This is a genomic window from Corynebacterium pseudodiphtheriticum (genome assembly GCF_023509295.1).
Taxonomy (GTDB): Bacteria; Actinomycetota; Actinomycetes; order Mycobacteriales; family Mycobacteriaceae; genus Corynebacterium; species Corynebacterium pseudodiphtheriticum.
On sequence record NZ_CP091864.1, the window covers coordinates 75,683 to 99,963 of the forward strand.

At 55.0% G+C, this 24,281-nt stretch carries 17 protein-coding genes and 1 CRISPR repeat array; of the genes, 13 read left to right on the plus strand and 4 right to left on the minus strand.

Translation table 11 applies throughout. The features are described from left to right. Positions 1–3 precede the first annotated feature (3 nt). Positions 4–2,847: a CRISPR-associated helicase Cas3' gene (cas3, locus tag L9H78_RS00340; RefSeq protein ID WP_249620105.1), complete on the minus strand. Its 2,844-nt coding sequence runs from the start codon at positions 2,845–2,847 to the stop codon at positions 4–6. Positions 2,848–3,163: 316 nt separating this feature from the next. After that, a CRISPR array of direct repeats spans positions 3,164–8,275; the repeat unit is 29 nt; unit sequence GTTTTCCCCGCGCATGCGGGGATGAGCCC. Between the two features lie 11 nt (positions 8,276–8,286). Between cas3 and L9H78_RS10520 the strand changes: the two genes are divergently transcribed. The 6 genes from L9H78_RS10520 (at position 8,287) to L9H78_RS00370 (ending at position 12,319) form a co-directional block, all read left to right on the plus strand. Beyond that, complete coding sequence (locus L9H78_RS10520; RefSeq protein WP_283775216.1) at positions 8,287–8,691, plus strand: toxin glutamine deamidase domain-containing protein; 405 nt, start codon at positions 8,287–8,289, stop codon at positions 8,689–8,691. Further along, positions 8,688–8,927, plus strand: coding sequence for a hypothetical protein (locus L9H78_RS00350; protein WP_249620107.1), 240 nt, complete (start codon positions 8,688–8,690; stop codon positions 8,925–8,927). The genes L9H78_RS10520 and L9H78_RS00350 overlap by 4 nt, the downstream gene beginning before the upstream one ends. A gap of 282 nt (positions 8,928–9,209) precedes the next feature. Next, complete coding sequence (locus L9H78_RS00355; RefSeq protein WP_249620108.1) at positions 9,210–9,557, plus strand: hypothetical protein; 348 nt, start codon at positions 9,210–9,212, stop codon at positions 9,555–9,557. A 267-nt stretch (positions 9,558–9,824) separates the two neighbouring features. Beyond that, positions 9,825–10,211: a hypothetical protein gene (locus L9H78_RS00360; protein WP_249620109.1), complete on the plus strand. Its 387-nt coding sequence runs from the start codon at positions 9,825–9,827 to the stop codon at positions 10,209–10,211. Positions 10,212–10,994: 783 nt separating this feature from the next. Continuing rightward, complete coding sequence (locus L9H78_RS00365; protein WP_249620110.1) at positions 10,995–11,747, plus strand: NYN domain-containing protein; 753 nt, start codon at positions 10,995–10,997, stop codon at positions 11,745–11,747. A gap of 428 nt (positions 11,748–12,175) precedes the next feature. Further along, a complete protein-coding gene (locus tag L9H78_RS00370; protein WP_249620111.1) occupies positions 12,176–12,319 on the plus strand; it encodes a hypothetical protein in 144 nt (47 codons plus the stop codon). Positions 12,320–12,335: 16 nt separating this feature from the next. Here L9H78_RS00370 and L9H78_RS00375 read toward each other — a convergent pair whose 3' ends face one another. Then, positions 12,336–13,403, minus strand: a complete 1,068-nt coding sequence (locus tag L9H78_RS00375) for an AbrB family transcriptional regulator (RefSeq protein WP_249620112.1) — start codon at positions 13,401–13,403, stop codon at positions 12,336–12,338. Between the two features lie 32 nt (positions 13,404–13,435). Here L9H78_RS00375 and L9H78_RS00380 point away from each other — a divergent pair, with 32 nt between their 5' ends. From L9H78_RS00380 to L9H78_RS00395, 4 genes are all read left to right on the plus strand, one after another. Continuing rightward, entirely contained in the window at positions 13,436–14,164 is a 729-nt protein-coding gene (locus L9H78_RS00380) for an SDR family oxidoreductase (RefSeq protein ID WP_249620113.1), read from the plus strand. 49 nt (positions 14,165–14,213) lie between these two features. After that, on the plus strand, positions 14,214–14,534 hold the full coding sequence (locus L9H78_RS00385) for an RNA-binding S4 domain-containing protein (protein WP_249620114.1): 321 nt from the start codon (positions 14,214–14,216) through the stop codon (positions 14,532–14,534). Then, positions 14,534–15,364, plus strand: coding sequence for a VOC family protein (locus tag L9H78_RS00390; RefSeq protein WP_249620115.1), 831 nt, complete (start codon positions 14,534–14,536; stop codon positions 15,362–15,364). The genes L9H78_RS00385 and L9H78_RS00390 overlap by 1 nt, the downstream gene beginning before the upstream one ends. 135 nt (positions 15,365–15,499) lie before the next feature. Beyond that, a complete protein-coding gene (locus L9H78_RS00395) occupies positions 15,500–16,750 on the plus strand; it encodes an ATP-binding protein (protein ID WP_249620116.1) in 1,251 nt (416 codons plus the stop codon). A 9-nt stretch (positions 16,751–16,759) separates the two neighbouring features. Here L9H78_RS00395 and L9H78_RS00400 read toward each other — a convergent pair whose 3' ends face one another. Both L9H78_RS00400 and L9H78_RS00405 read right to left on the minus strand, forming a co-directional pair. Beyond that, positions 16,760–18,616 carry an FAD-dependent monooxygenase gene (locus L9H78_RS00400; protein WP_249620117.1) on the minus strand — a complete coding sequence of 619 codons (1,857 nt, stop codon included), beginning with the start codon at positions 18,614–18,616 and terminating at the stop codon, positions 16,760–16,762. 302 nt (positions 18,617–18,918) lie between these two features. Continuing rightward, a complete protein-coding gene (locus L9H78_RS00405; protein ID WP_249620118.1) occupies positions 18,919–20,283 on the minus strand; it encodes an MFS transporter in 1,365 nt (454 codons plus the stop codon). Positions 20,284–20,503: 220 nt separating this feature from the next. Between L9H78_RS00405 and L9H78_RS00410 the strand changes: the two genes are divergently transcribed. Genes L9H78_RS00410 through hpaE form a run of 3 tightly spaced genes read left to right on the plus strand, consistent with a single transcriptional unit; the run spans position 20,504 to position 24,228 of the window. Beyond that, entirely contained in the window at positions 20,504–22,012 is a 1,509-nt protein-coding gene (locus tag L9H78_RS00410; protein WP_249620119.1) for a fumarylacetoacetate hydrolase family protein, read from the plus strand. Continuing rightward, positions 22,009–22,689, plus strand: coding sequence for a GntR family transcriptional regulator (locus L9H78_RS00415; protein ID WP_249620120.1), 681 nt, complete (start codon positions 22,009–22,011; stop codon positions 22,687–22,689). The genes L9H78_RS00410 and L9H78_RS00415 overlap by 4 nt, the downstream gene beginning before the upstream one ends. A 21-nt stretch (positions 22,690–22,710) precedes the next feature. Further along, positions 22,711–24,228, plus strand: coding sequence for a 5-carboxymethyl-2-hydroxymuconate semialdehyde dehydrogenase (hpaE, locus tag L9H78_RS00420; RefSeq protein WP_249620121.1), 1,518 nt, complete (start codon positions 22,711–22,713; stop codon positions 24,226–24,228). Positions 24,229–24,281 lie beyond the last annotated feature (53 nt).

A 24,281-nucleotide genomic window follows, 5' to 3' on the forward strand; every position in this document is an offset into this window, starting at 1 on the left:
TAGTTAAACGTAATTGCTGTCGGTAACACGAATGTTGGGAGTATCGCTCAAACATTCGATTCCGAGTCGGTTAGAATAACGCACCTGGAACCGTCCTAGTTGACATGAACCCTCTGCATTTAGCTGGAGTGCAAGCTGTCCTTTAAGTAGGAAGTGTTGCGACCAGTTCTCGGGCGTATTTCTTTCCAGCGTGGTGATAACCTCGTCAAAATCACGGTCATACCTGGTCATTCGTGTCGGAAGACGTACGGTGCTTGTTGCTAGGTAGTGGGCGTCTGAATAATTCAATTCTGAACTTTTCAGGATCTCCGTTTCTTTGCCCCACGGCGTGTAACCATAATCCGTTTCGATGATGGGGATTACTTCTACGGCAGGTTCGGCGTCTCGTACTTGGGCAGCGCCGGTTTCTTCATTGTTGTTGATGATATCTTGATGCTTTCTTTCGAAGAGTCTCTCCAGGCTTTTCGCTGTGAACGGTGAACATGTGCGGTAGGTCTTAGAGCGCGCATGCGCTCGCTCGATCCGCGCACAGCTTTCTTCTTCGGCAGTTTGCCAAGCCTCATGCCAGGCGGCGGGAATATTTTGTTCACCCTCGTAGACTGCCCGCACGAGTGGTTCGATGTCATCGGGCCTGCGAAAGGTATCTGGCAGGTGCAGCAGCGTAGCGAGAATAATTTTGGGGTCGTAGATAGTCATCGCGCCGCTATCGATCTCCGGAATTGGTGTGAGGGCATGAACGCCGCGGATGTACATGGCTGGGTTACGCAGCTGATCAGGCCTATCGCTGGCCGGGCGTTGGTGGCGGTGCACCCGGCCCAGTCGTTGTATTAACAGGTCAATTGGCGCGATGTCGGTGAGTAAAACATCGGCGTCGATATCGAGGCTTTGTTCGGCAACTTGGGTTGCAACGACGATTTTCCGGAATGGGCGCGTTGTTGAACGGTCCGCATCAGGTCCTAGCTGAGCGCGGAGCGTATCTTCTTTTGCAGTGCGATCCCGAGCGGTAAAACCTGCGTGATGGAGCTCAGTTTCACCGGGAAATGTTTCTTCGACAGCAGATAATGTTTCTTGTGCGCGAGCGATTGTATTGCAGATGATCAAGGCGCAGCCGCCATCGGCAAGTAAATTTTGCAGTAGTGTCGTGAGTTCAGTGAGCTCATCGCCGATGATATGAACCTGTGCGGTGAGGTTTGTAGGTGTTGGCTCCGGCGTCACGTACTGTGTTTCAGTTTCGTTGGCTACTGTAATTAGTGGATATGCTTTTGGCGCTCGAGCAGCTGGCTTCCCGGTATAAGCCTGAATTAGTGCTTGCCGACGTTGTGGTGGGAGGGTCGCGGACATCATGATGACGGATGCGCCATAAAATGCGAGCCATTCGAGAGTGGTTTCCAGGTAGTCGGAAGTATAGGCGTCGTATGCGTGTACCTCGTCGAAAATGATGATCTTTCCAGCTAGCGCCGTGTGACGGAGCATGGAGTAACGCTGCTGCAAAGCGAGCATCAGAACTTGGTCGACGGTACCGACGACAATGTTTGCTAGTAATCCGCGTCGTCGACCACTCATCCATGAACTGGCAACGACATCGCCACTGGTTTTATGTGAATTGTTGCGATTTAGTCGATTTTCTCCGATCTCCCGGAAGCGGAGTTCTTGATAGGGCCGCGATAGTTGGTTTTTGGAATGTGCTAGATAGAGGGATGCTACTGACGATGCTTCAGTGGTTTGTTGGGCCCAATTGATGGTGCGTTCGAGAAGGCCATTCGCAGTGGCCATTGTGGGAGCGGCGAAATAAATTCCTTGAGATTGCTGCGCGTGCCCCAAAACGTGGGCTGCTGCCTGGGCACCTTCGGTCTTGCCAACCCCGGTTTCAGCTTCGAGAATCAAAAGGCTGGGTTGTTTTATGTTTAGGGCGATTTCTACCATGGATTTTTGGACAGGTCGCGCTGTGAAGGTATCTGGCCAGCCGAAAGATTTTGTAAAAAAGTGGTCAATATTTTGAAGTGGTAGTTCTGTTGTCCATGGACTAGTAAGGTCTGTTGCGGCCATTCCGTTGGTTATTCGCTCGGCTTGGCTACCTGTAACCTGCATCGGGAAAGCTTCTGCGTTTGATGCAATCCAGTCGGCCATGACAACTAGTCCTGTAAGCAGTTGGGCATCGCCAGCGTGGAAGCTTCGAGTTTTGTTGAGTGCGGCAATGATCTTGTGAAAATTTGTGGATTCTGCCATTGAGTCGAGCAATTCGCTGTGAACATTGCGCCAAGACGTGGGGTATTCATCCATGACACGGGAGATGTTTTCTTGTTCTGAGCTTGAAGAAGCGATTCCGTGGTGTGCATCGACGGTTGATGAAAGCCAGATTGCTAATTTTGGTTTTGCATCATGTTGAATGAGCCAGGACTGTAAGATAACACCAGATACAATTCCATGAGGCATCTTTTGTCGACCCAGCTCGAGAGTGCTTTTTGTGGTGTCGAGCCCGGAATCCGAAACATTTGCTGCTAGGTGGGCGTAGTCTGGGAGTTGGTCGAGTTGGGTTTGGAAAGTTTTGCAAGCTTTCCCTAGATCATGTACTCCGGCTAGAAAAGTGTAGAGGGCGCGAAGCTGGTCTACCGAAATTCCAAGATGGTGGCCGAGGTTTTGTTTGATGGAATCGCTTACCCAGATATCGAATACGGCGGCAGCTACGCAGCAGCTGTCGACGAGGTGCTGCGGAAGATTGAGGTAGCCGGTTTCGTCGCCAGATTTTGCCCACAATGATTTCGCTTGGTGGCTTTTGTTAGTCACCCACGATTCCATCTTGTCCGCAAAATCAATTGTAGATTTTGGCAAAAATGATGTGGTGTCCATTCGGCTCTTTCTTTGACGCTAATTACGTGCTCTACTTTTCAGTAGTAGCAAGTTCTGAAACTTGCTGCAACTTATATCCCCTTGGAACCTTATCCAGTAAGTTGTAGAAAATCATCGAATTGCATTCTGGACGTCTGTTGAGCTGCGGCTTTTGGAATATTAAATTAAGGGACAGCCCCGCAGTGGCGGGGGTGAGCCTTTACTTGATAATGGTTCTAATTTTTCCCTGCGCTGGCGGGGCTTTATATCAGTAATGGTGCGTGATAAGTTGTATCTAATTGGCTCGATTGCTCTGTGTTGATCCAGGTCAGCGAGAGTTTTCCCCGCGCATGCGGGGATGAGCCGTCGATGCGTACCCCGCGTAGCGTCATGCAGTTGTTTTCCCCGCGCATGCGGGGATGAGCCCGCGGCTAACCGGCTGTGGGACTCGGTTTCGTGGTTTTCCCCGCGCATGCGGGGATGAGCCCCTGTTCCAATCCAGGTTCGTCGATGAAAATGGGTTTTCCCCGCGCATGCGGGGATGAGCCTTCAGCCCCCTGAGGGTTATACACCACCACAGAGTTTTCCCCGCGCATGCGGGGATGAGCCCCCACACCTGCGACACAGGCGCAGCCACATCTGGTTTTCCCCGCGCATGCGGGGATGAGCCCCAACGGATTCGCTGGATATTCTGGTACCCGCCGTTTTCCCCGCGCATGCGGGGATGAGCCCGATTCTGCAAGGTTCGCAATAGCGGGTTGAATGTTTTCCCCGCGCATGCGGGGATGAGCCTTCCCGTGGTTCCGATAGAAGTAGTCATATGACGTTTTCCCCGCGCATGCGGGGATGAGCCGTTCGATAAGCTCATGGAATTTTTGCAGGGCGAGTTTTCCCCGCGCATGCGGGGATGAGCCCAAGCAGAGCGCGGCTGCTAGGCGCGCACCTGCGTTTTCCCCGCGCATGCGGGGATGAGCCCCGGCATAATTACACCCCCACGATATAGAGCGTGTTTTCCCCGCGCATGCGGGGATGAGCCCACCTAATCAAGCACCCACTAAAGCGGAATAAGGTTTTCCCCGCGCATGCGGGGATGAGCCCGGGTGCGCGCCAGGTTTCAACATACACGCACCGTTTTCCCCGCGCATGCGGGGATGAGCCCGCTCAGTGACGAAGCGCTGGAAGCAGGCACTGGTTTTCCCCGCGCATGCGGGGATGAGCCGAACTTGGCAGCTATTTCCTGCGCGTAGATGAAGTTTTCCCCGCGCATGCGGGGATGAGCCCCGGCTGAGGCGATCCCGGATTCGCGGGAGGTTGTTTTCCCCGCGCATGCGGGGATGAGCCCGGCGTATACCGGCCGATCATCATCAACAAGGGGTTTTCCCCGCGCATGCGGGGATGAGCCCTCGGTTGGCAACTCACGAATTAGTGAGTCACAGTTTTCCCCGCGCATGCGGGGATGAGCCCAACTCCGCGGCAATAATCGGCACCCGATCAACGTTTTCCCCGCGCATGCGGGGATGAGCCCACGGCCGCAGACGCAAAGGCCACATCCTTACAGTTTTCCCCGCGCATGCGGGGATGAGCCGCTTTCGTAGGGCCATGTCCAGACGGTCTTGAGGTTTTCCCCGCGCATGCGGGGATGAGCCCTACGCGCGGCCTAATTCCCCGGATTCCGGGTGGTTTTCCCCGCGCATGCGGGGATGAGCCCACAACCCGCCACAATCAACACCAGGAAATACTGTTTTCCCCGCGCATGCGGGGATGAGCCCCAACAGTGTTTTCATTTCAGCCCCTAATTAAAGTTTTCCCCGCGCATGCGGGGATGAGCCCGTGGAACCCGGTCCGCTTGTGGTGGAATTTCAGTTTTCCCCGCGCATGCGGGGATGAGCCTAAGGCGCCTTACACGATTGTGGACTCCAGCGAGTTTTCCCCGCGCATGCGGGGATGAGCCCCCCGACCGAAAAAGATGCCACATTTACCGACTGTTTTCCCCGCGCATGCGGGGATGAGCCTTCAGTGAGATCATCCGGGTTGGTGATTTTGTTGTTTTCCCCGCGCATGCGGGGATGAGCCCAGCCACCCACGACATTGTCAGGTGGACACGAAGTTTTCCCCGCGCATGCGGGGATGAGCCCCGCAGGGGTGTGTTCCTGCGGTGAACTGTTTTGTTTTCCCCGCGCATGCGGGGATGAGCCGGGCATGATCACCTCGCGCTAATTTTCACTTATGTTTTCCCCGCGCATGCGGGGATGAGCCGGGCATGATCACCTCGCGCTAATTTTCACTTATGTTTTCCCCGCGCATGCGGGGATGAGCCGTATGTTTTGTGCGCGTCGCTCATGCCAGCACCGTTTTCCCCGCGCATGCGGGGATGAGCCGGTGACGCTACCGGTCCCGTCGGGTATGACTACGTTTTCCCCGCGCATGCGGGGATGAGCCCGCGATGATAGAATCCAGCCGCTCGCCGGTAAAGTTTTCCCCGCGCATGCGGGGATGAGCCTCCCAGGAGAATAAAAATGAGCCTGACTGACAAGTTTTCCCCGCGCATGCGGGGATGAGCCCCGCTAAGCCGTGGTATTTGGGAGCGCAATAAGGTTTTCCCCGCGCATGCGGGGATGAGCCCGCGGACCTATTGGCCCTCGTGGTGCCACGGGTGTTTTCCCCGCGCATGCGGGGATGAGCCCAAGGGGGCTGAGGTCACGCACCAGGGCGCACAGTTTTCCCCGCGCATGCGGGGATGAGCCCTCGCGCTTTTGGATACTACGATGTCGATCTCGGTTTTCCCCGCGCATGCGGGGATGAGCCCAGCCCCACATTTGGCTACTCGTGGGTCTTTACGTTTTCCCCGCGCATGCGGGGATGAGCCGCTAGCCTGCCTGAGGTGTTTGTGTAGTGTAGCGTTTTCCCCGCGCATGCGGGGATGAGCCCAAGCTTCTGACCTGCACAAACAGTGCGTTTCCGTTTTCCCCGCGCATGCGGGGATGAGCCGTAAACTTCGACATCCCATCAAGCAGCGATAAGGTTTTCCCCGCGCATGCGGGGATGAGCCCACGATCAAATACCTGCTACGCGCGGGGCGTAAGTTTTCCCCGCGCATGCGGGGATGAGCCTTATGTGTACCCGTGCTCTGCACATTAAAAGCAGTTTTCCCCGCGCATGCGGGGATGAGCCTAGGCATGAGTATTCTAGTGCCAATTCCACTGCGTTTTCCCCGCGCATGCGGGGATGAGCCGTCGTATGTGTATTCTCGCATGGTAAAATTCCTGTTTTCCCCGCGCATGCGGGGATGAGCCGATTGGTGTGTATTTAATCATTCCGCACTCCCAGTTTTCCCCGCGCATGCGGGGATGAGCCTCAGATCAATCAACGAGAACTGTCCGTAGGTTAGTTTTCCCCGCGCATGCGGGGATGAGCCCATCTGAAACACATCACCAAAAGACTGAGTCTCGTTTTCCCCGCGCATGCGGGGATGAGCCCGCTTCACGTCGTTTTACTTCATCGTCAAAAACGTTTTCCCCGCGCATGCGGGGATGAGCCGAGTGGGAACGCTCCGGCAGAACGTTGAGCATCGTTTTCCCCGCGCATGCGGGGATGAGCCCCCCGCTGCTACCGAAACGGCCCTGCTCTGGTGGTTTTCCCCGCGCATGCGGGGATGAGCCCTCTGAAAAATGATCCCGCTAAAATGAAAGGATGTTTTCCCCGCGCATGCGGGGATGAGCCCAAGCAAAAACTTTCCCCCGAAAACGTCATCCGGTTTTCCCCGCGCATGCGGGGATGAGCCCCTGGCCAGCTTTATGGGGTAAGTCCCTGGCCACGTTTTCCCCGCGCATGCGGGGATGAGCCCATACGGGTTAGCCAACATGGATAGGTTCAGTAGTTTTCCCCGCGCATGCGGGGATGAGCCCCGCGTGGTGATTTCGGATAGCTCGGGCACATCGTTTTCCCCGCGCATGCGGGGATGAGCCCCGCTGCGGCAAGTTGCGCCAGAGCGTTGTTCTGTTTTCCCCGCGCATGCGGGGATGAGCCCTCGGAAACTGCATCGAATGTGACACCCCGGAGGTTTTCCCCGCGCATGCGGGGATGAGCCCGCGTTTGCCCTGCAACGCGGCGACGTAGCCCGGTTTTCCCCGCGCATGCGGGGATGAGCCCGCGTTGAGCAGTTGCGTGAAGAAACTGCGGCGGTTTTCCCCGCGCATGCGGGGATGAGCCCGACACCCGGCGCGAATGGGTGCGAAACTGCATGTTTTCCCCGCGCATGCGGGGATGAGCCCAGGTCCGATCAATCTTCGCAGGGTGATGCGTAGTTTTCCCCGCGCATGCGGGGATGAGCCTGAGTCAATGACATCATTGTGATTATTACTTGCGTTTTCCCCGCGCATGCGGGGATGAGCCCCGCACGCACGTATGCGCTTTCGCTGCAAGTAAGTTTTCCCCGCGCATGCGGGGATGAGCCCCGCACGCACGTATGCGCTTTCGCTGCAAGTAAGTTTTCCCCGCGCATGCGGGGATGAGCCCCGCACGCACGTATGCGCTTTCGCTGCAAGTAAGTTTTCCCCGCGCATGCGGGGATGAGCCCCTCGCTCGCTGGAAGCGGTACCGGTGGCCGTGGTTTTCCCCGCGCATGCGGGGATGAGCCGCTAAACGGTCGGCACGGGCTTCGCTACGGGCGGGTTTTCCCCGCGCATGCGGGGATGAGCCCTCAGCTTCACGCAAGGCCATGTAATTCCGGATGTTTTCCCCGCGCATGCGGGGATGAGCCCTACGTGGGTTACGCGCCCCTACGGGCAATAACGTTTTCCCCGCGCATGCGGGGATGAGCCCCGATCGGTAATTAATATCACCGTTAACGGTGCGTTTTCCCCGCGCATGCGGGGATGAGCCCGCATTTTTCAGGAAGTTTCCCAGGGCTTGTATGTTTTCCCCGCGCATGCGGGGATGAGCCCTTCACAGCAGCCGGGCCGTAATGAACCGCCACGTTTTCCCCGCGCATGCGGGGATGAGCCGACCCCGCGAGCTTCTACCGTGGCAACGCCATCGTTTTCCCCGCGCATGCGGGGATGAGCCCAAGTCGTCGATAGTCCGGAGCATGCGGTGAAAGTTTTCCCCGCGCATGCGGGGATGAGCCTAGATACCGCACTTTAGATCGTGGTCTAGCCCCGTTTTCCCCGTGCATGCGGGGATGAGCCCCCCCAGAGACCCTACGCAAATGGACCGAGAGGGGTTTCCCCGCGCATGCGGGGATAAGCCCCTAACTTCCTGGTTCAATCGCTCAACTACATAGGTTTCCCCGCGCATGCGGGGATAAGCCGATGGAGTGGCTAATCGCTGATGGAGTGGCTAATCGCTATAGCAATCATCTGGTTTTCCCCGTGCATGCGGGGATGAGCCTACCGGAACTCATCAATGAAATACAAGCCACATGTTTTCCCGCGCATGCGGGGATGAACCGAGATGGAACCTATGCGCAGCCCACTATCTGCCAATGCAGACAGGACCAATGTGGGTCTAGCGACCGCTATCAGTTTCCAGACGACAGATGGTCGATACAGACCACTTTGGAGAGCAGTCAAAAGGATTAGGGGTAAAAGCTGGAACCAATCGACTATTCACCAGATGAATAGGGCGGTCCCTGAAGGTGCACGCGGTGTAGCGTCGGCTGACTGGAAAGACGGTGGTGGACATATGTGGAACTGGGAGAAAGTCAACGGAAAAATCATTTTTTACGACGCGCAACCAGGTAAAATAGTCCCCACCGCAACATATGCCAGTGGGGCAAAAACTCACCAATTATGGTTAGTCCGCACTGACGATCAAGAACTCACCGACGGTGCAATTGATGTAATGAAAAAGGAGAACACCAAATGATGGATAAACAGCAGGCGCAGAAAATTGCGGATGAATATTATAAATACGGTGCAGTGTTTTCTGACGATGTTGATGATGTGCTCATTTTTAGGCAGAGGGTTCCAGAAGGTGAAAATGCAGTCAGGGGGGTAGGTTCTGTAATTGTTTATGCAGATGGTCGTTCAGAGCAATTATCTTCCTCGCCTATCATGTGGCCGGATTGGTATGCAGATTGGGTGGATTCACTAGACGGCTGACCGCACGTTAATCGCTGGCATAGTCACGCATGAGACCAGGGCAGACAGAGCCGGGCGCTCCACGCAGCTTGGTCCAAGCGAGCACACTTCACTCCAACTCAACCCGGGAGGTTGACTGAATGCCAAACGCAGACGGTTTTCCCCGCGTATGCGGGGATGAACCCAGGGCGCTTCGTAAACCGGTTTTATCGCGCCCCATACAGCCGGTAGCAGTGATGGCGACATTGACGACAGGCCACAGGTACAGGGGTGGCGAGACAATCGAAAGGAAGAAAAATAATTATGGAATCTAGTGAATTTCGCGTATTCCGCATTGCGCTGGGGCTATCGGCCCAGGATGTGGCTAATGCGTGCGATGTGAATGTGAGGACTGCGCAGCGGTGGGAGACAGTGAATAAGCCCCCGTCTGATGCTGCTGAGTGGATTTCGGGCAAGTGGGAAAAAATGGTTGAGCGCGCGGATAATCTTATCGCTGAGGTGGAGCGCAGTGGAGTGCTGCCTTATTTTTATGATAATGCGCGGTGTCGTGAACGTACGGGCATGAGGGCGCTTGAATACCAGACGTTGCTTGGTCATGTGAAAATGGTGTTGGAACGGCGGGGTGTTGTTTTTGAGTTCGTCGAGGTGTGAATTTAATTCTTCATCCCAATTTGCAATGTCGTAAGTTTTCCCCGCCATGCGGGGTTAGCCTCCGCATGGCGGGTAGTAGTTGCGACGAGGACGGAATGATCAAACTCCCAGGCGTGAGCCCGCTGCATGGCGGGTAGTAGTCCCCTCACTCGGTTGGGGACATTCCACCAAGGAGATGAGCCCCCGCACGGCGGGTAGCAGTGATGGCGATTTTGACGGCAGGCCGCAGGTGCAGGTGTGGCGAGATAATTGAGAGGAAGAAAAGTAATGACGTCTGTAAGGGATATTGCTCGTAAGCTCACGGAAAAGCATGGCACGCCAGCGGCGGCGGTCGCGGTTTTTGATGCGTTGCATACGATGCCGTCGCCGGGGGCTGGTATGAGCTGGGATTCGGATAATCTGCCAGATCATATTGCAGAGCGGATCATCGCTAGCGCGGAACGCGATTTATCGCGCGGGTCGGAGCCTGCACCAATCCAAGAGCTAATTAGTGCTCAGGACGCGCTGGATAAGGCAGATGAAGAGCTGCGTAGGGCGCGCTCGGTGCGTGATGATGCGATCAGGCGGGCGCGTAGGGCGAATGTGCCAATGACGAGAGTTCTGGAGGTCACGGGGCTAAAGTGGTCGCATGCGAGTTCTATCGCCAACTCCTAAAGTCTGATTGCGGCACAATAGGAATGGCAGGCTAGATATTATCTAGCGTACAGTATGCTAAATACTGTAAGAAAGACATGCGAAAGGAACAGTTTCCCGCGCATGCGGGGATGAGTGGTTCGCAGGAGCAGTTTTAGATTTTGGGATTAAAATAAGGAATTTTGAATAATTGATATTCCCCGTTGTGCTATTTCTCTGTACGACAATATTTTCCCTATTTCTAACATTTGCAACCTTTGTGAAAAGTATTTCAGCTGTTTTCAAATGGTATACATAGGTTAAGTCCCGCACCGTATATATTGTCATCTATTCTTTACGCATTGGCGATATATGTAATAGTGAAATCGTATATACCGTACGGTGTTTTCCTCTTTTTTGGGACTTTTGATATTTTCCTCAGGGTATACGCGTCAAAACTATAGAACTTTGGATTGAAATACCTTAGTATGCCCAATACTAATTCTTAGTGCACTTGACTGATATAGCTTCCTCGCGTGCACGTGATGCGCTGGTGATTACCACCCACGGTGAAGCAAGTGTGCTGCTGCCGGATGATTCGCGCGCTGTGGAGCATATTGCGGGGTAGTGATGTTGTGATAGAGGGTTGAGTTGGGATGCCTGCACAATCTAGATACGCACAATTGACAGGCACAGAACGGCGAGTTGGCTTGAGTAAACTTGAGAAGTCGGCTAGATTGTAAGTTATCAACCCCAGCCGTTGACCTCCTGTTGATAAGGGAAGTGCCGATGACTGGGGTTCATCTTTTGGGTAAAGGTTGCTGCATGTCAAGAGAACGTAAACAAGCTCCGTTAAGGCAAATCACTACTGCCATTCTTATAGATGGTGGATACTACAAGCGTAGGGCTAAAACGTTATTTGGAGACAAACAACCTGAGGACAGAGCGAGCGAACTGTTCGAATACTGTAGACGGCACATCCGGCAATCTAAATCGGGCTTGTACCGAATCTTTTATTATGATTGTCCACCATCTGAGAGGGTTGTCTATCACCCTCTGACCCAAAAACAAGTTAATCTGGGTCAGAGTCCGCAATTTCACTGGACAAAACAATTTCATAAGTCTCTGTTAACAAAAAGAAAGATAGCACTTCGCCGCGGTGAAGAATTAGCGACCCAGGGAACTTATACACTTAAAGATCGCCCTCTGAAAAAACTGTGCAGAGGCGAGTTGTCAGCATCGGATCTGCAAGAGAATGATTTCGTGTTGGAAATAACTCAAAAAGGCGTTGACATGCGCATAGGTTTGGATATCGCCTCGTTAGCTGAGAGAAACATTGTTAACCAGATCATTATGATCTCGGGAGATAGTGACTTCGTTCCAGCTGCGAAACATGCACGTCGGTCTGGTATTGATTTTATTTTAGACCCTATGTGGGGTTCTATTTCTCCGAGTCTGAGTGAGCACATTGACGGGCGAAGAGAATGCGTCCAACAGGAGCCAGATAATAAAAAAGATCCCCTACATGTTTTGAGCCAATCAAATGAGGGAATAGAAGAAGACGAGGAAGAGATCTAATGATAATTAGCGTTCTTCTTTGCTAATTACGATACGGCTGGCCCGTTTTTCCAATGCAACATAACACCCTAACTTCCCACATAACATAACACCGGTGTTATGTTGAGTGTTATGTTCAGGTTGGGCCTGAATCCAGCTTTTTCTCTTTCTTTTTATTAAGCCTTGGATGATTTCAGCTGCAGCACTGATAACGGTTATTGCTAGAAAAGCGGCAAAGAAGAACCAAGGAGATTCAGGGGAGGGAAGTATGACTCACACTATAAGGATTGCAATTCCGCCAATGGCTATACCAAGTAGCCCATTGAGTAATGCCTTATGCATAGTTAGCTTCTCCGTATCGGGCAAAAATTGCAGGCTGTGCTGCTGGAGCTTATACGGCGCTGCCTGCGCTTGATAAACACGCTCCTTATGCTGATAACGCAATGGTAATGGGAAATATCCTTGTTTCTTGCATCGGCGGTGGTGTAGCTGGCAAGACAGTTGGAAATTGGATTCTCAAAAATCCAAAAACATTTGGTACGATTTTGAATGCAATTGGCCTTGGACACTTGGCTGGAGATTCTCGTCAATAAAGAGGTCAAACCGCACCTACCGCCGCAGCTTCCGCACCGCATGCAACACCTGCGGCAACCAGCTAGCCAGCAATAACACCGCCAACAAGCGGATGATCTGGATCGCCACCACCTCGGCACCAGCACTGCCTTCCGCAGACAACGCCAACACCGTCTCCAGCGCGCCTGGGCTAGTGGCCAAGTAGGCTTCGAAATACGAGATATCCAGCCACATCGTTAGTGGCCACGCACTCAGCGCGCACACCGCCATCAGTGCACCCAAGAAAATGAAAGTCGCAGGCAACTGCTTCGCGAAAAACGCCAGCGTATCGCGCTGCAGCGAACCACCGCACACCCATCCGATGGACAAAAACGCGACAATCGCCAAATACGCAGGCGGTGCCACCTCGACGTCGTCGGGAAGAAGCGCGGCCGCCAACACCGTCGCCAGCAGCGGCCCCAACGCCGTCGGTGCGGGCACATGCAACCGCCGCGCGGCGGGCTCGGCACCCAGGGCAATCACGGCGAATACCACCAGCATCCACCACGGGCTACCGTTGCTTAACCCCTGTTCATGCAGCTGCTCGCTCATAAATAGATGCACGATCACCGGCAGCGTCAGCGACAACACCAGCACCCGCAAAAACTGCGTGAGCATGACATAACGGAAATTCGCCCCGAAATCGATCGCCAACGTGGACACCACCGACGCGCCACCCGGCAACATCGACAACACACCCGTTTCCGGGCTAATGTGCCGCGGTTGTGCACGCGAAAGCAGCACACCGCCGGCCACCCCCACGGTCACGGTAAACGCAGTCACAAACAACCCGGGCAGCAGGAAATGCAGCAGGTCAGCCGCCGGAATCTGTGTCAACGGCACCGCCGCCAACGTCATGATGATCCCGCGCCCAAACCGATAAAACAGCGGGTGCACATTCAGCTGCTCGCCCGTCGACAAGCTCCATGTGCCAGCCACCACAATCGCGCCAATGATCCACGCGGCCGGTAGCCCCACCGCATCCAGTGCCCACCCGAGCGCCACCGACGCCGGGGCGAGCAGGAACCAACGCCAGGATTGCGGCGTCCAGGATTGCGGTCTCATCGCCATCCACTGTAGTCCGCCCGTCCACTACCATGTGTGCCATGACTATTCAGCAGAAAACCGCCCTGGTCACCGGCGCATCCTCTGGTATCGGAGCCGCCACTGCGAAAGCGCTTGCCGACGACGGCTGGCGCGTCGTTATCGCTGCCCGGCGCATGGACCGGTTGGAGAAACTCGCAGAACAGATCGGTGCCACCGCGCACCAGCTGGACGTGACCAGCCAGGAAAGCGTCGACAAGCTGGCAGCTGCGGTCGGTCGCATCAATCTGTTGGTGAACAACGCCGGTGGTGCGATTGGGCTGGAATCGATTGCGGAATCTTCGCTGGAAGATTGGGATCGCATGTATGAGATCAACGTCGCCGGTACGGTGCGCGTGACCAAGGCGTTTTTGCCGTCGCTGCTGGCGGTGGAAGGCAACGCCGGCCTGGTGGTCAATATTGGTTCGGTGGCTGGCTGGACTCCGTATGCCGGTGGCGCGGGCTATAACGCCGCCAAGCACGGGGTGCGGGCGTTCAACCGGGTGCTGCGCCTGGAAAATCCGGGGACGTTGCGCGTGACTGAGATCGACCCGGGCCGGGTGGCCACCGAGGAGTTTTCGCTGAATCGTTTCCGCGGTGATGCCGAGAAAGCCGCCGAGGTGTACGCCGACAAGCTGAACCTGAGCGCCGAGGACATCGCCGAGGCCGTGCGCTGGGTCGCGGCACTACCTGCGCACATGAATATCGACACCATGCAGATCACTCCGCGCGACCAGGTGTAATGACGGCTGCGTTTAATGGCAGCCGTGGCGGTTCGGTAACCTGGCCGCTATGACGACTGCGGATAATTACCCCTCGATCCCCATCAGTGGTGCATCGATCAAGCTAGGCCAATTCATCAAACTGGCCAGCCTGGTCGCCACCGGTGGGGAGGCCAAAGAGCTGATCGCCGCCGGTGCGGTGACTGTCAACGGCGCGCCCGTCGACAAGCGCGGCGCCGCGCTGCACCCCGACGATGTGGTGTGCATTGACGACGAATGCGTGGTCGTGGCTGCGGCTGACGATCTTGGCGACGATCTCGCTGACGACGATTACTTTGACGAAGCCACCGCCGATGACGATTTTGATCCCGAGAAGTGGAGGAACCTGTAATGCCCGCATTTATTGCCGAAGTTGGCATGCCTTATTGGACGGATCTGACCACCTCGAACCCGCAGGCCGCGGCCGAGTTTTATTCCCAGCTGTTGGGTTGGGAGATCAGCGGTGATGATTACCGCATCGCTCGCCTGCAGGGTTTGCCGGTTGCTGGGCTGATTCCGCAGCCGGAGGGCACGAATGCGCCGGATACCTGGGTGACGTATTTCTTGAGCGCCGATATCGCTGGTGACATCGCGAAGGTGCAGAAGCTTGGCGGCAGCGTGTTGGCGGACCCGCGTGAGGTGGAGTTGGGCACCATGACCGTGCTTGCCGACGCCGCCGGTGGCCTGTTTGGTCTGCTGCAGCCGAAGGGCGAGGATAAGTTCATCGCTGCTGGTGAGCCGTCGACCCCGGTGTGGCATGAGTTGACCTGCAATGCCGGTTTCGAGGACGCGGTGGAGTTTTATCACGAGCTATTCGACTGGGGCATCCGCACACTGACCGACGACGAAGCCGATGCCGACGGCGTATACCCGAACGGCACCTATGCCGCGGCGATGGCCGACGGCGCGCCTTTCGCGGGCCTGTGGAAAGCAGAAGGTCAGTTCCCGCCGCAGGTCAAGGGCTTTTGGCAGACCTACTTGGGGGTCTCCGATGCTGACGAAGCCGCGCGTCGTTGTGCCGAGCTGGGTGGGGAAGTGATCCGCGAGCCGTGGGATTCGCCGTTCGGGCGCCTGTGCTTGATTGCGGATCCGACCGGCGCCACCGTCACTTTGTGCGAGGTAGAAGAAGCACCGGAGGAAGGCCGCGAAGAAGATCCCCTGGACGGGATAGATCTGCCTTAGGCTTGCGTCGTAGTTTCGTGCCATAGACCTGGGTGGAAAAATGCCGCATCTTCTGGTGGAGAAATCCGGTAGGCAGAGTTGGAGATATCCAGTAGTCAGAAGTGGAGAAATGCCGCAGGCTGCTAGGCTGAGGGTGTGCATGATTATCAAAAACGCCATCTTGACCAGTCAATTTCTGCGGCGCTGGAGTCTGCCCCGGCTGTAGTGATCGCAGGTCCACGTGCTTGCGGGAAAACTGAAAGCGCCTCGCAGTTTTCGGCTTCCCAAATTTATCTCGATTCTGCAGATAAGCGGGCGGTGCTTGCGCGCGAACAACCCGCCACCGCGCTGCACGGCGAAACTCCGCGCTTGCTGGACGAGTGGCAAGTAGTGCCGGAAGTGTGGAATGAAGTGCGCCACGAGGTGGACCGTCGTCGGCAAGCAGGCCAATTTCTGTTGACCGGTTCTGCTACCCCTGATGAGCATCCAATGCGCCACTCTGGCGCGGGGCGGTTTCGTCGCTTGCGCATGCGGACGATGACGTTGCAGGAAACCGGCGATTCCACCGGGGAGGTTTCCTTGGCCGCGTTATTGCGTGGGGAATCACCTGCGATCGCGGAATCGGAACGTGATTTTTCCGAACTCATCGCGCGTGTTGTCCGAGGTGGATGGCCGGGCGCTTTGAATATGTCGCACGAAGCCGCAGTAGAGATGAACCACTCGTATCTTGACGACACGTGTGAGCACGACTTTCCTTCTATTGCTGGTCCGCGCCGGGATCCACGTCGGATCCGCGCGTTTCTGGAGGCGATCGCTGGTTTATCGGCACAACCTGCTACTTTTAGCGCGATTGGCCGCAGGATGAAGGATGCTGCGGCACTGCCCATCGGTGAAACTGCACCATCTGTGCTTCATGATTTTGCCGAGCGTATGTTTTTAACCGAGGATCAACCAGCCTGGGCACCGAAGCTGCGTTCACGGACCGCTGCGTTACAGACACCGAAGCGTCACCTGTGTGATCCTTCGCTGGCAGCAGCACTACTCGGGGCGAATGCAGATCGGTTATTGGCCGAGCCCGAGTCGCTCGGGTTTTTATTTGAAGGCCAGGTGGTTCATGATTTGCGAGTCTACGCGCAGAAAAATAAAGCGCGCGGGGTTTTTCATTACCGTGATTCGAAAGGCCGGGATGAAATCGACGCAGTTGTGGAAGCTGCCGATGGTGCGTGGATCGGGCTGGAGGTGAAACTTGGCCAGCATGCCATCGACGCGGCGGCGGAGAACTTGTTGCGGGTGAGCGCAAAAATCATCCGGCCGCCGGAAGCACTCATCGTGGTGGTCCCGAGCGGTCTGGCGTACCAACGAGACGACGGCGTTTTCGTCGTCCCGCTAACGGTGCTTGGGGAATAGTTCAGGCTGTTACCGCTGCGGGCGCAAAGCCCGGGCGAAATATTCCTCCACAGCCTCGGGCTTATCCAGTGGCAACACCGCACCGACGTATTGGTCTGGTCGTACGATCACAACCGCGCCATCACGCGAGATTCCCCGGGCTTCGAAAATGTCATGCTCGCCGGAAACCACGCCGAAGACGTTATCCCAGTTAGGAACCTGGAATTTGCCGTTGCGTGGACGGAACAGCCGCGGCGCATCCAGGATTTCCCAATCCCAGTGATTCGTTTGCTGGTAGATCGCCTTGATATCGAAGTAGGCGTTTTCATCCTGGTTAGCCGGGGTGTATTTGGCGACGATCTCTTCGACCGAGTTCGCCCAGGCAGTCATCTTTGACTCTTCACCCGCTTTTGGACGATCCGCGAAGGCGTAAATGCGGTAACGGCCATCAGCTTTATGGTGGTGACCTAAATGTGTGCGCAAGGCATCGGAACGCCGCAGTACTTCATAGGATTTAAAACGCTTGCCGACGTCGAAGCCTGTCGCCAGATCTTGATGTGCAGCATCACTGACGATCATGTTGGGCTCGTACTGGGTTCGGAACCCGGCTGCAAACTCCTCGGCTTCGACATAGTATTTCTCCACCGCGTCAGGGCATTCCAGCTGTTCTGGTGGTGTGGCCATCAAGGTAGACCATTCGCGGTCAAAGTTAATCAAATTTTCCGCGGCTGGTTGGCGTTCACCGTGGTAGGTGCAGAGCAGCTCTTCTGGTGCGCGTCCGTCGAGAACATGCCCGAGCTTCCAGGCAATATTGAAACCATCCTGCATGGAAACGTTCATGCCCTGACCTGCTTTTGCCGAGTGTGTGTGGCAGGCATCGCCGGTCAAAAATACGCGCGGGGTGGTGTTTTCATTGTCGAAGCCGTCGACAAGCCGGTGCGCTACTTCGTAGACAGAGTGCCAGGCAACCATTTTCACGTCAATGAAATATGGCGAGTAGATCTCGTTCGCCTTCTCGATGATTTTTTCAATCGGGGTTTCCCGAATCTTGCGATTGTCATCTTCGGGAACTTCGCCGAGGTCAACATAGATCCGGCAGAGGTAACCGCCCTCGCGTGGGATATGCAGAATGGACCCTGCCTTGGAATGAATTGCACATTTTGTACGCCAGTCCGGGAAGTTCGTATCGACGACGACGTCCATCACGCCCCAAGCATGGTTTGCCTGGTTACCTTGGAAACTACGGCCGATTGATTTGCGCACTTGGGACCTTGCACCATCACAACCCACGACGTATTTGGCGCGGACGGTACGTTGCTCGCCTTCAGTATTTTCAACCACGGCGGTTACTGGGTATTCTTCGGACAGGTCGCCGACTTTCAAAGAAACAAAATCCCAACCGTAATCTGGTTTAATCCGCGCTGGCCCGCGCTGTGCCTCCCGTGCGAAATAATCCAAGACGCGAGCCTGGTTCACAATCAGGTGTGGGAATTCGGAAATGCCATGTTCGTCGTCAATGGGTCGTGCACCGCGTTTGATGGCATCTGGATTTTCTGGGTCCTGGTTCCAGAACGACATTTCGGTGATCGTATAGGCTTCTTCGGTGATCTCAGCAGCAAAACCGAAAGCCTGGAAAGTTTCAACCGAACGTGCTTGAATTCCGTCCGCTTGGCCGAGCTCAAGGCGGTGTGGTCGACGCTCAATAATACGAGTATTGATATTTGGGAACATTGACAGCTGGGCAGCAGCAATCATGCCGGCTGGGCCGGAGCCGACGACCAGCACGTCCATGGTTTCTGGGAGTTCTTCTGCACGGTTAATGCCATATCCTGCGGCAGGAAGGACGCGGGGGTCCTGTGAAACATAGCCATTGTGATGAAACTGCACTGTTTTGCTCCTCGCTGCTTATTCGACACCGTTCTTTCATGCAACCGGGTTGAGGGCGGTGGTTACGTGGGAAAGTGACGGGAGAATCCATGAGCTAGATCAAATAATGCTTTGATCTGTGAACTGGGTCTTATTTGAAGATCATATATGATTATTGCGATCTATACAACAATTTTCTAAAAATGTTGTATCTATGTCGTGTAGTTGGTTTTGTATAGCTGGTGAAGAATAAGGGCATGCCCCGGCGTGAAAATCGCCAAGCGCATGCCCTTGCGGCAGTAACTAGTTTGTTGACTGCTTGTTTACTCTTTTCCGAACGTGAAATGCCCGGTCATTTGTTTTTGCTCATGTTCAGGACCTAGGGGGATGCCTTTGCGTTCACGCAGCAGGAATACGCAGATGAAGCCGACGATGCAGGCGCTGACCAGATAGCCGGAGATAGCAAACGTTGTGCCAGTTGCTTCTAGCAACGCTGCCGCGATCATTGGTGCAAATGCTCCACCAAGCACGGAACCAATCGCATAGGTGATGGATACGCCGGAAGCTCGAATCGATGCTGGGAAAAGCTCTGCGTACAGTGCGGACTGTGGGCCATAAGTTAGGCCTAGACCTACAGTTAAACCGATGAGTGCCAGGTATAGCATGCCCAACGATCCTGTGTTGACTAGTGGGAACAATGCAGCGGCGCCGATGCCCTGGAGAATAAATCCGATCAGGTAGGTCATTCGTCGACCGATATGATCCGAGACCCAGCCGGCGAATAGCGTCGACAGCATCCAGGTCACAGCAGACAAGGTTACGGCGTTCAGAACGTCGCCGCGCTCAAGACCAATTGGTCCGTCAGGGTTGGTGGTGTAGTTCTGGATGTACCCACCAGTTGTCATATAGCCGACGGTTCCGTTGCCAGCAAAGACTAGTGCAGCAGTTATGACGAGAGGGAGATAGCGTTTGAACAAGATGCCGATGGGGTTGGAAGCTTCTGCGTCCTTGCGCTCTGAAATTTCTTGAAAAACGGGGGATTCGTCAACGCCCATACGGATGACATAACCGACGATTACGAGGACGATGCTAAATAGGAATGGAATGCGCCAGCCCCATTCGAGGAAAGCGTCGCCTGGTGCAATGGTGTTCATGATAGACAACACGCCGGAGGACATTAGTAGGCCAATAGGCACGCCGACTTGTGGGCCAGCGCCATACAGGCCGCGTTTGTTGTTTGGGGCGTGTTCCACGGCTAGTAACACTGCCGAGCCCCATTCGCCACCAGCAGAAATTCCTTGAATAATGCGCAGGGTGATTAGCAGAATTGGTGCCCAAATTCCCCAAGTATCGTAAGTCGGTAGCAGGCCGATCAGTGTGGTGGCACCACCCATGGCGAATAGTGTCACCATCAAAACGGTTCGCCGGCCGATTTTATCGCCGAAGTGTCCGGCTAGAAATGCCCCGAGTGGGCGAAATAGAAATGAGAGACCGACCGACGCGAAAGAGATGATCGTCGCCAAGCCGCCTTCCAAAGGGCCGAACATGAGCTGGTTAAATACCAGGCCAGCGACGGCAGCGTAGAGGAAATAGTCGTACCACTCAATTGCGGTACCGATGGTGGTCGCCGCAACGACACGGCGGCGTTCTTTCACCGTGATCGTTGCGGGGGTGGGCGTTACCGACATAAACGTCCTTTCGAGGTTTGTGGGACAGGCGAGATGCAGAATCTTTGTAGATCCTGCCTCGTTGCCCGCAGTGGCACCAATGCGTTGATGTGTGATGAATTATAAACGATGAGAATCTGTGAATTGAACCACTTGCAGTGATGTTAGAGATGATATACGATTCAGGCAAGTGCTTGTCCGAAAGCTCTTCGAAAATGCTCTTCACAGAAAAGGATTCTTCATGGCTATTCCAGACATCCTTCCGGAGAAACCGGGCAAAGTCATTGCCGTTCACGTTGCCTTTGAATCCCGCGCGGATCAGCGCGGGCGCCGTCCGAAACAGCCTAGCTATTTCCTGAAAGCTACGAGTACTCTTGCGGCTTCGGGTTCGGAGGTGGAGCGCCCTGCGGGAACTGAACTGTTGGCTTTTGAAGGCGAAATTGCGCTGATTATCGGAAAGCCCGCCCGCAACGTTTCACTTGCCGACGCCTGGAATTACGTCGGCTATGTCACCGCATCGAATGACTTCGGGTTGTATGACTACAAATCGCAGGATAAAGGGTCTAATACTCGTTCCAAATCGCGGGACGGATACACGCCGATTGGTCCGGAGCTTCTGGATGCTTCCGCTATTGATCCAGCCGCGTTGCGCTTGCGCACCTGGGTGAATGGTGAAGTGGTGCAGGAAGACGGCACGACAGACAAAGATCTGATTTTCCCACTCGCACAGTTTGTCGCTGACCTTTCGCAGCACATGACGCTTGAACCAGGCGATATCATCCTGACGGGTACCCCACGTGGGTCGAGTGTGATTGTGCCTGGCGACGTTGTGGAAGTAGAAGTTGACGTTCCAGGTGCTGACAGTCCTATGAGCAGCGGCCGTTTGCGCACGACAGTTGTTGATGGTCCTGGCTCTTTTGATCCAGAGCTTGGAAGTTTGCCACAGATAGATGACAAACTCCGGGAAGATGCATTCGGCGACCGTGAATCAGCAGGGTTACCACCTGCCGGTCAAGAAGAAAGCGGCAACGCAGCAGAATCCGAACAGGCTCTGCCCGCAGAACTCGTCGACAAGCTCAAGAAAGCCCCCACCGCAGGGTTGTCTGCGCAATTGCGGAAGCATGGCATCAACCAGTCCGTGATTGAGGGGGTATACCCACAGACAAAAGGCACCAAGCTGGTTGGCCGTGCGCGCACACTGCGCTTTGTGGCAGGTCGCGAAGACTTGTTTAAAAAACACGGCGGAGGCATGAACGAACAAAAGAAGGTTTTCGATACAGTACGCGAAGGCGAAGTCATCGTCATCGAAGGCCGCCAAGAGCCAGGATCAGGCACGCTCGGCGATATTTTGGCGCTGCGAGCACAAACCCGTGGTGCTGCAGGCGTGGTCACTGACGGCGGAGTGCGTGACTATGAAGCAGTACGCGAAATCGGATTGCCGGTCTTTACACAGGGCGCGCACCCGTGTGTTCTGGGGCGCAAACACGTGCCTTGGGACAGCGATATCGCCATTTCTTGCGGTAACGCCACTGTTGTTCCTGGCGACGTGATCGTCGGTGATGATGATGGTGTCATCGTTATTCCTCGGGAATTAGCCGAAGAAATCGCCGACGGTGCGCTGGCCAAAGAGCACGAAGATGAATGGGTTGCTGGCCAGGTCGCTAAAGGCGCCAGCCTCGACGGTTTGTTCCCGCCAACTGGGGAGAACAAAAAGGCCTACCAGCAATTCCGTGATAGTGAGGGGGTATGACAACTTCTCTCAGTGACTCGGCGGTCCAGTCCAAATCGCAGCATGCCTATGCATGGATCAGTGAAAAGATCCGCACGCGAGAATTTGAACCCGGTCACCGCTTAGTCTTGTCCGCTCTTGCCGACGAACTCCAGGTCAGCGTCGTACCTGTCCGTGAGGCAATTCGTCAGCTGGAAGCGGAAGGTATGGTCACCTATGAGCGCAACGTCGGCGCAAAAGTGACGATGCACAACCGCAACGCTTATTTCGAAACCATGGAAATCGTTGCCACGCTAGAAGCTGCGGCTACTGCACTGTCGGCGCCTCATCTTGGTGCTGAAGACTTAGCTGCAGCCCGCGAGCTGAATCGACAGATGCAGCAGCTAGATATTGCCACGGAACCGGAAGAATTTACGCAGCTTAACCAACAATTTCATGAGGTTTTATTCGAGAAATGCCCGAATAGCCGCCTCATGAAGCTACTGCGTGAACAGTGGGAACAATTGAATTATCACCGAGTTTCTACCTTTCGTTATATTCCGCAGCGCGCACGCGAATCCGTTGCTGAACACGCACAACTTGTCGATCTGATCGAGGCCGGCGCGGATGCGGATTATCTCAGTCGTAAAGCACTGGAGCATCGCATGGCGACAGCACGCAGCTACCGCGAAACTACAGAACCACCCAGCTACCAATAGTTATCAGGCAAGGAGTTAATAATGAACGCAATCAATAATGATGCAGCTAAACCTAATGATCTCCCAGAAAAGATTCTGCATTACATCAATGGTGAATTCGTAGAATCCATTGACGGCGAAGACTTCGATGTACTGGACCCAGTGACGAACAAGACCTATATCACTGCGGCATCAGGAAAGCCGCAGGATGTAGACAAAGCAGTTGCTGCCGCTAAGGAAGCTTTCGACAATGGAACTTGGGCCAATGCACTTCCGCGTGAGCGCGCTCGTGTGCTGAACAAGATTGCCGACGTCGTCGAAACGCGTGCGGAAAAACTGGCAGCGTGGGAATCCTTCGACTCCGGTCTGCCCATCACCCAAGCTACCGGCCAGGCTAAACGCGCAGCAGAAAACTTCCGCTTTTTCGCAGACCTCATCGTTGCGCAGGCAGATGATGCGTACAAGGTACCGGGCCGTCAGATTAACTACGTCAACCGCAAACCCATCGGCGTTGCTGGTTTGATCACCCCGTGGAACACTCCGTTCATGCTGGAATCCTGGAAGTTGGCTCCAGCTATTGCGACGGGCAACTCCGTGGTGCTGAAACCGGCCGAGTTCACCCCACTGTCAGCACAGTTGTGGGCAGGAATCTTTGAGGAAGCAGGCTTGCCGAAGGGCGTATTCAACCTGGTCAATGGTTACGGTGAAGAAGGCTATGCCGGTGATCCACTGGTCAAGCACCCAGATGTACCACTGATTTCCTTTACCGGCGAATCCCGCACCGGCCAGGCAATTTTCGCCAATGCCGCACCGCACCTGAAAGGCTTGTCGATGGAACTGGGAGGTAAGTCTCCAGCCATCGTTTTCAATGATGCGGATATGGAAACCGCGATTGATGCCTGCATTTTTGGCGTGTTCTCGTTGAACGGTGAGCGTTGCACCGCAGGTTCGCGCATCCTGGTGCAGCGTGATATCTACGATGAGTTCGTCGAGCGCTATGCTGCCCAGGCCAAGCGCGTCAAGGTTGGCCTGCCGTCGGATCCCAAGACGGAGGTCGGTGCACTGGTACACCCAGAGCACTACGAAAAGGTGACCTCGTACATCGAAATCGGCAAAAAGGAAGCCACCCTGGCCGCTGGCGGTGAACGTCCGGAAGAATTCCCGGAAGGCAATTTCGTGCAGCCAACCGTGTTCGTCGATGTGAAGCCAGAGGCGAAAATTTTCCAAGAAGAAATCTTCGGCCCGGTAGTAGCAATTACTCCGTTCGATTCGGAAGAAGAAGCCCTGGAATTGGCGAATAACACCAAGTACGGTTTGGCAGCTTACGTTTGGACTTCCGACCTGAAGCGCGCCCACAACTTCGCACAAAACGTGGAAGCTGGCATGGTCTGGCTGAACTCAAACAACGTCCGCGATCTACGCACCCCATTCGGTGGCGTGAAGGCTTCTGGCTTGGGTCACGAAGGCGGTTATCGCTCGATTGATTTCTACACCGACCAGCAAGCAGTCCACATCAACCTGGACAAAGTCCACAACCCTGTTTTCGGAAAGCAAGACTAAAACCTTTCCCAGTCTCAACCCCATGCCGCCTCGGCGCCAGGTCAAACACAGAT

Bases quoted from the DNA above. Each gene is read 5' to 3' on its own strand.
- L9H78_RS00385 (WP_249620114.1), top strand. From the start codon at position 14,214: ATGACGACTGCGGATAATTACCCCTCGATCCCCATCAGTGGTGCATCG.
- L9H78_RS00390 (WP_249620115.1), top strand. From the start codon at position 14,534: ATGCCCGCATTTATTGCCGAAGTTGGCATGCCTTATTGGACGGATCTG.
- L9H78_RS00350 (WP_249620107.1), top strand. From the start codon at position 8,688: ATGATGGATAAACAGCAGGCGCAGAAAATTGCGGATGAATATTATAAA.
- L9H78_RS00360 (WP_249620109.1), top strand. From the start codon at position 9,825: ATGACGTCTGTAAGGGATATTGCTCGTAAGCTCACGGAAAAGCATGGC.
- L9H78_RS00405 (WP_249620118.1), bottom strand. From the start codon at position 20,283: ATGTCGGTAACGCCCACCCCCGCAACGATCACGGTGAAAGAACGCCGC.
- cas3 (WP_249620105.1), bottom strand. From the start codon at position 2,847: ATGGACACCACATCATTTTTGCCAAAATCTACAATTGATTTTGCGGAC.
- L9H78_RS00375 (WP_249620112.1), bottom strand. From the start codon at position 13,403: ATGAGACCGCAATCCTGGACGCCGCAATCCTGGCGTTGGTTCCTGCTC.
- L9H78_RS00380 (WP_249620113.1), top strand. From the start codon at position 13,436: ATGTGTGCCATGACTATTCAGCAGAAAACCGCCCTGGTCACCGGCGCA.
- L9H78_RS00415 (WP_249620120.1), top strand. From the start codon at position 22,009: ATGACAACTTCTCTCAGTGACTCGGCGGTCCAGTCCAAATCGCAGCAT.
- L9H78_RS00355 (WP_249620108.1), top strand. From the start codon at position 9,210: ATGGAATCTAGTGAATTTCGCGTATTCCGCATTGCGCTGGGGCTATCG.
- L9H78_RS00365 (WP_249620110.1), top strand. From the start codon at position 10,995: ATGTCAAGAGAACGTAAACAAGCTCCGTTAAGGCAAATCACTACTGCC.
- hpaE (WP_249620121.1), top strand. From the start codon at position 22,711: ATGAACGCAATCAATAATGATGCAGCTAAACCTAATGATCTCCCAGAA.
- L9H78_RS00410 (WP_249620119.1), top strand. From the start codon at position 20,504: ATGGCTATTCCAGACATCCTTCCGGAGAAACCGGGCAAAGTCATTGCC.
- L9H78_RS00370 (WP_249620111.1), top strand. From the start codon at position 12,176: ATGGGAAATATCCTTGTTTCTTGCATCGGCGGTGGTGTAGCTGGCAAG.
- L9H78_RS10520 (WP_283775216.1), top strand. From the start codon at position 8,287: ATGCGCAGCCCACTATCTGCCAATGCAGACAGGACCAATGTGGGTCTA.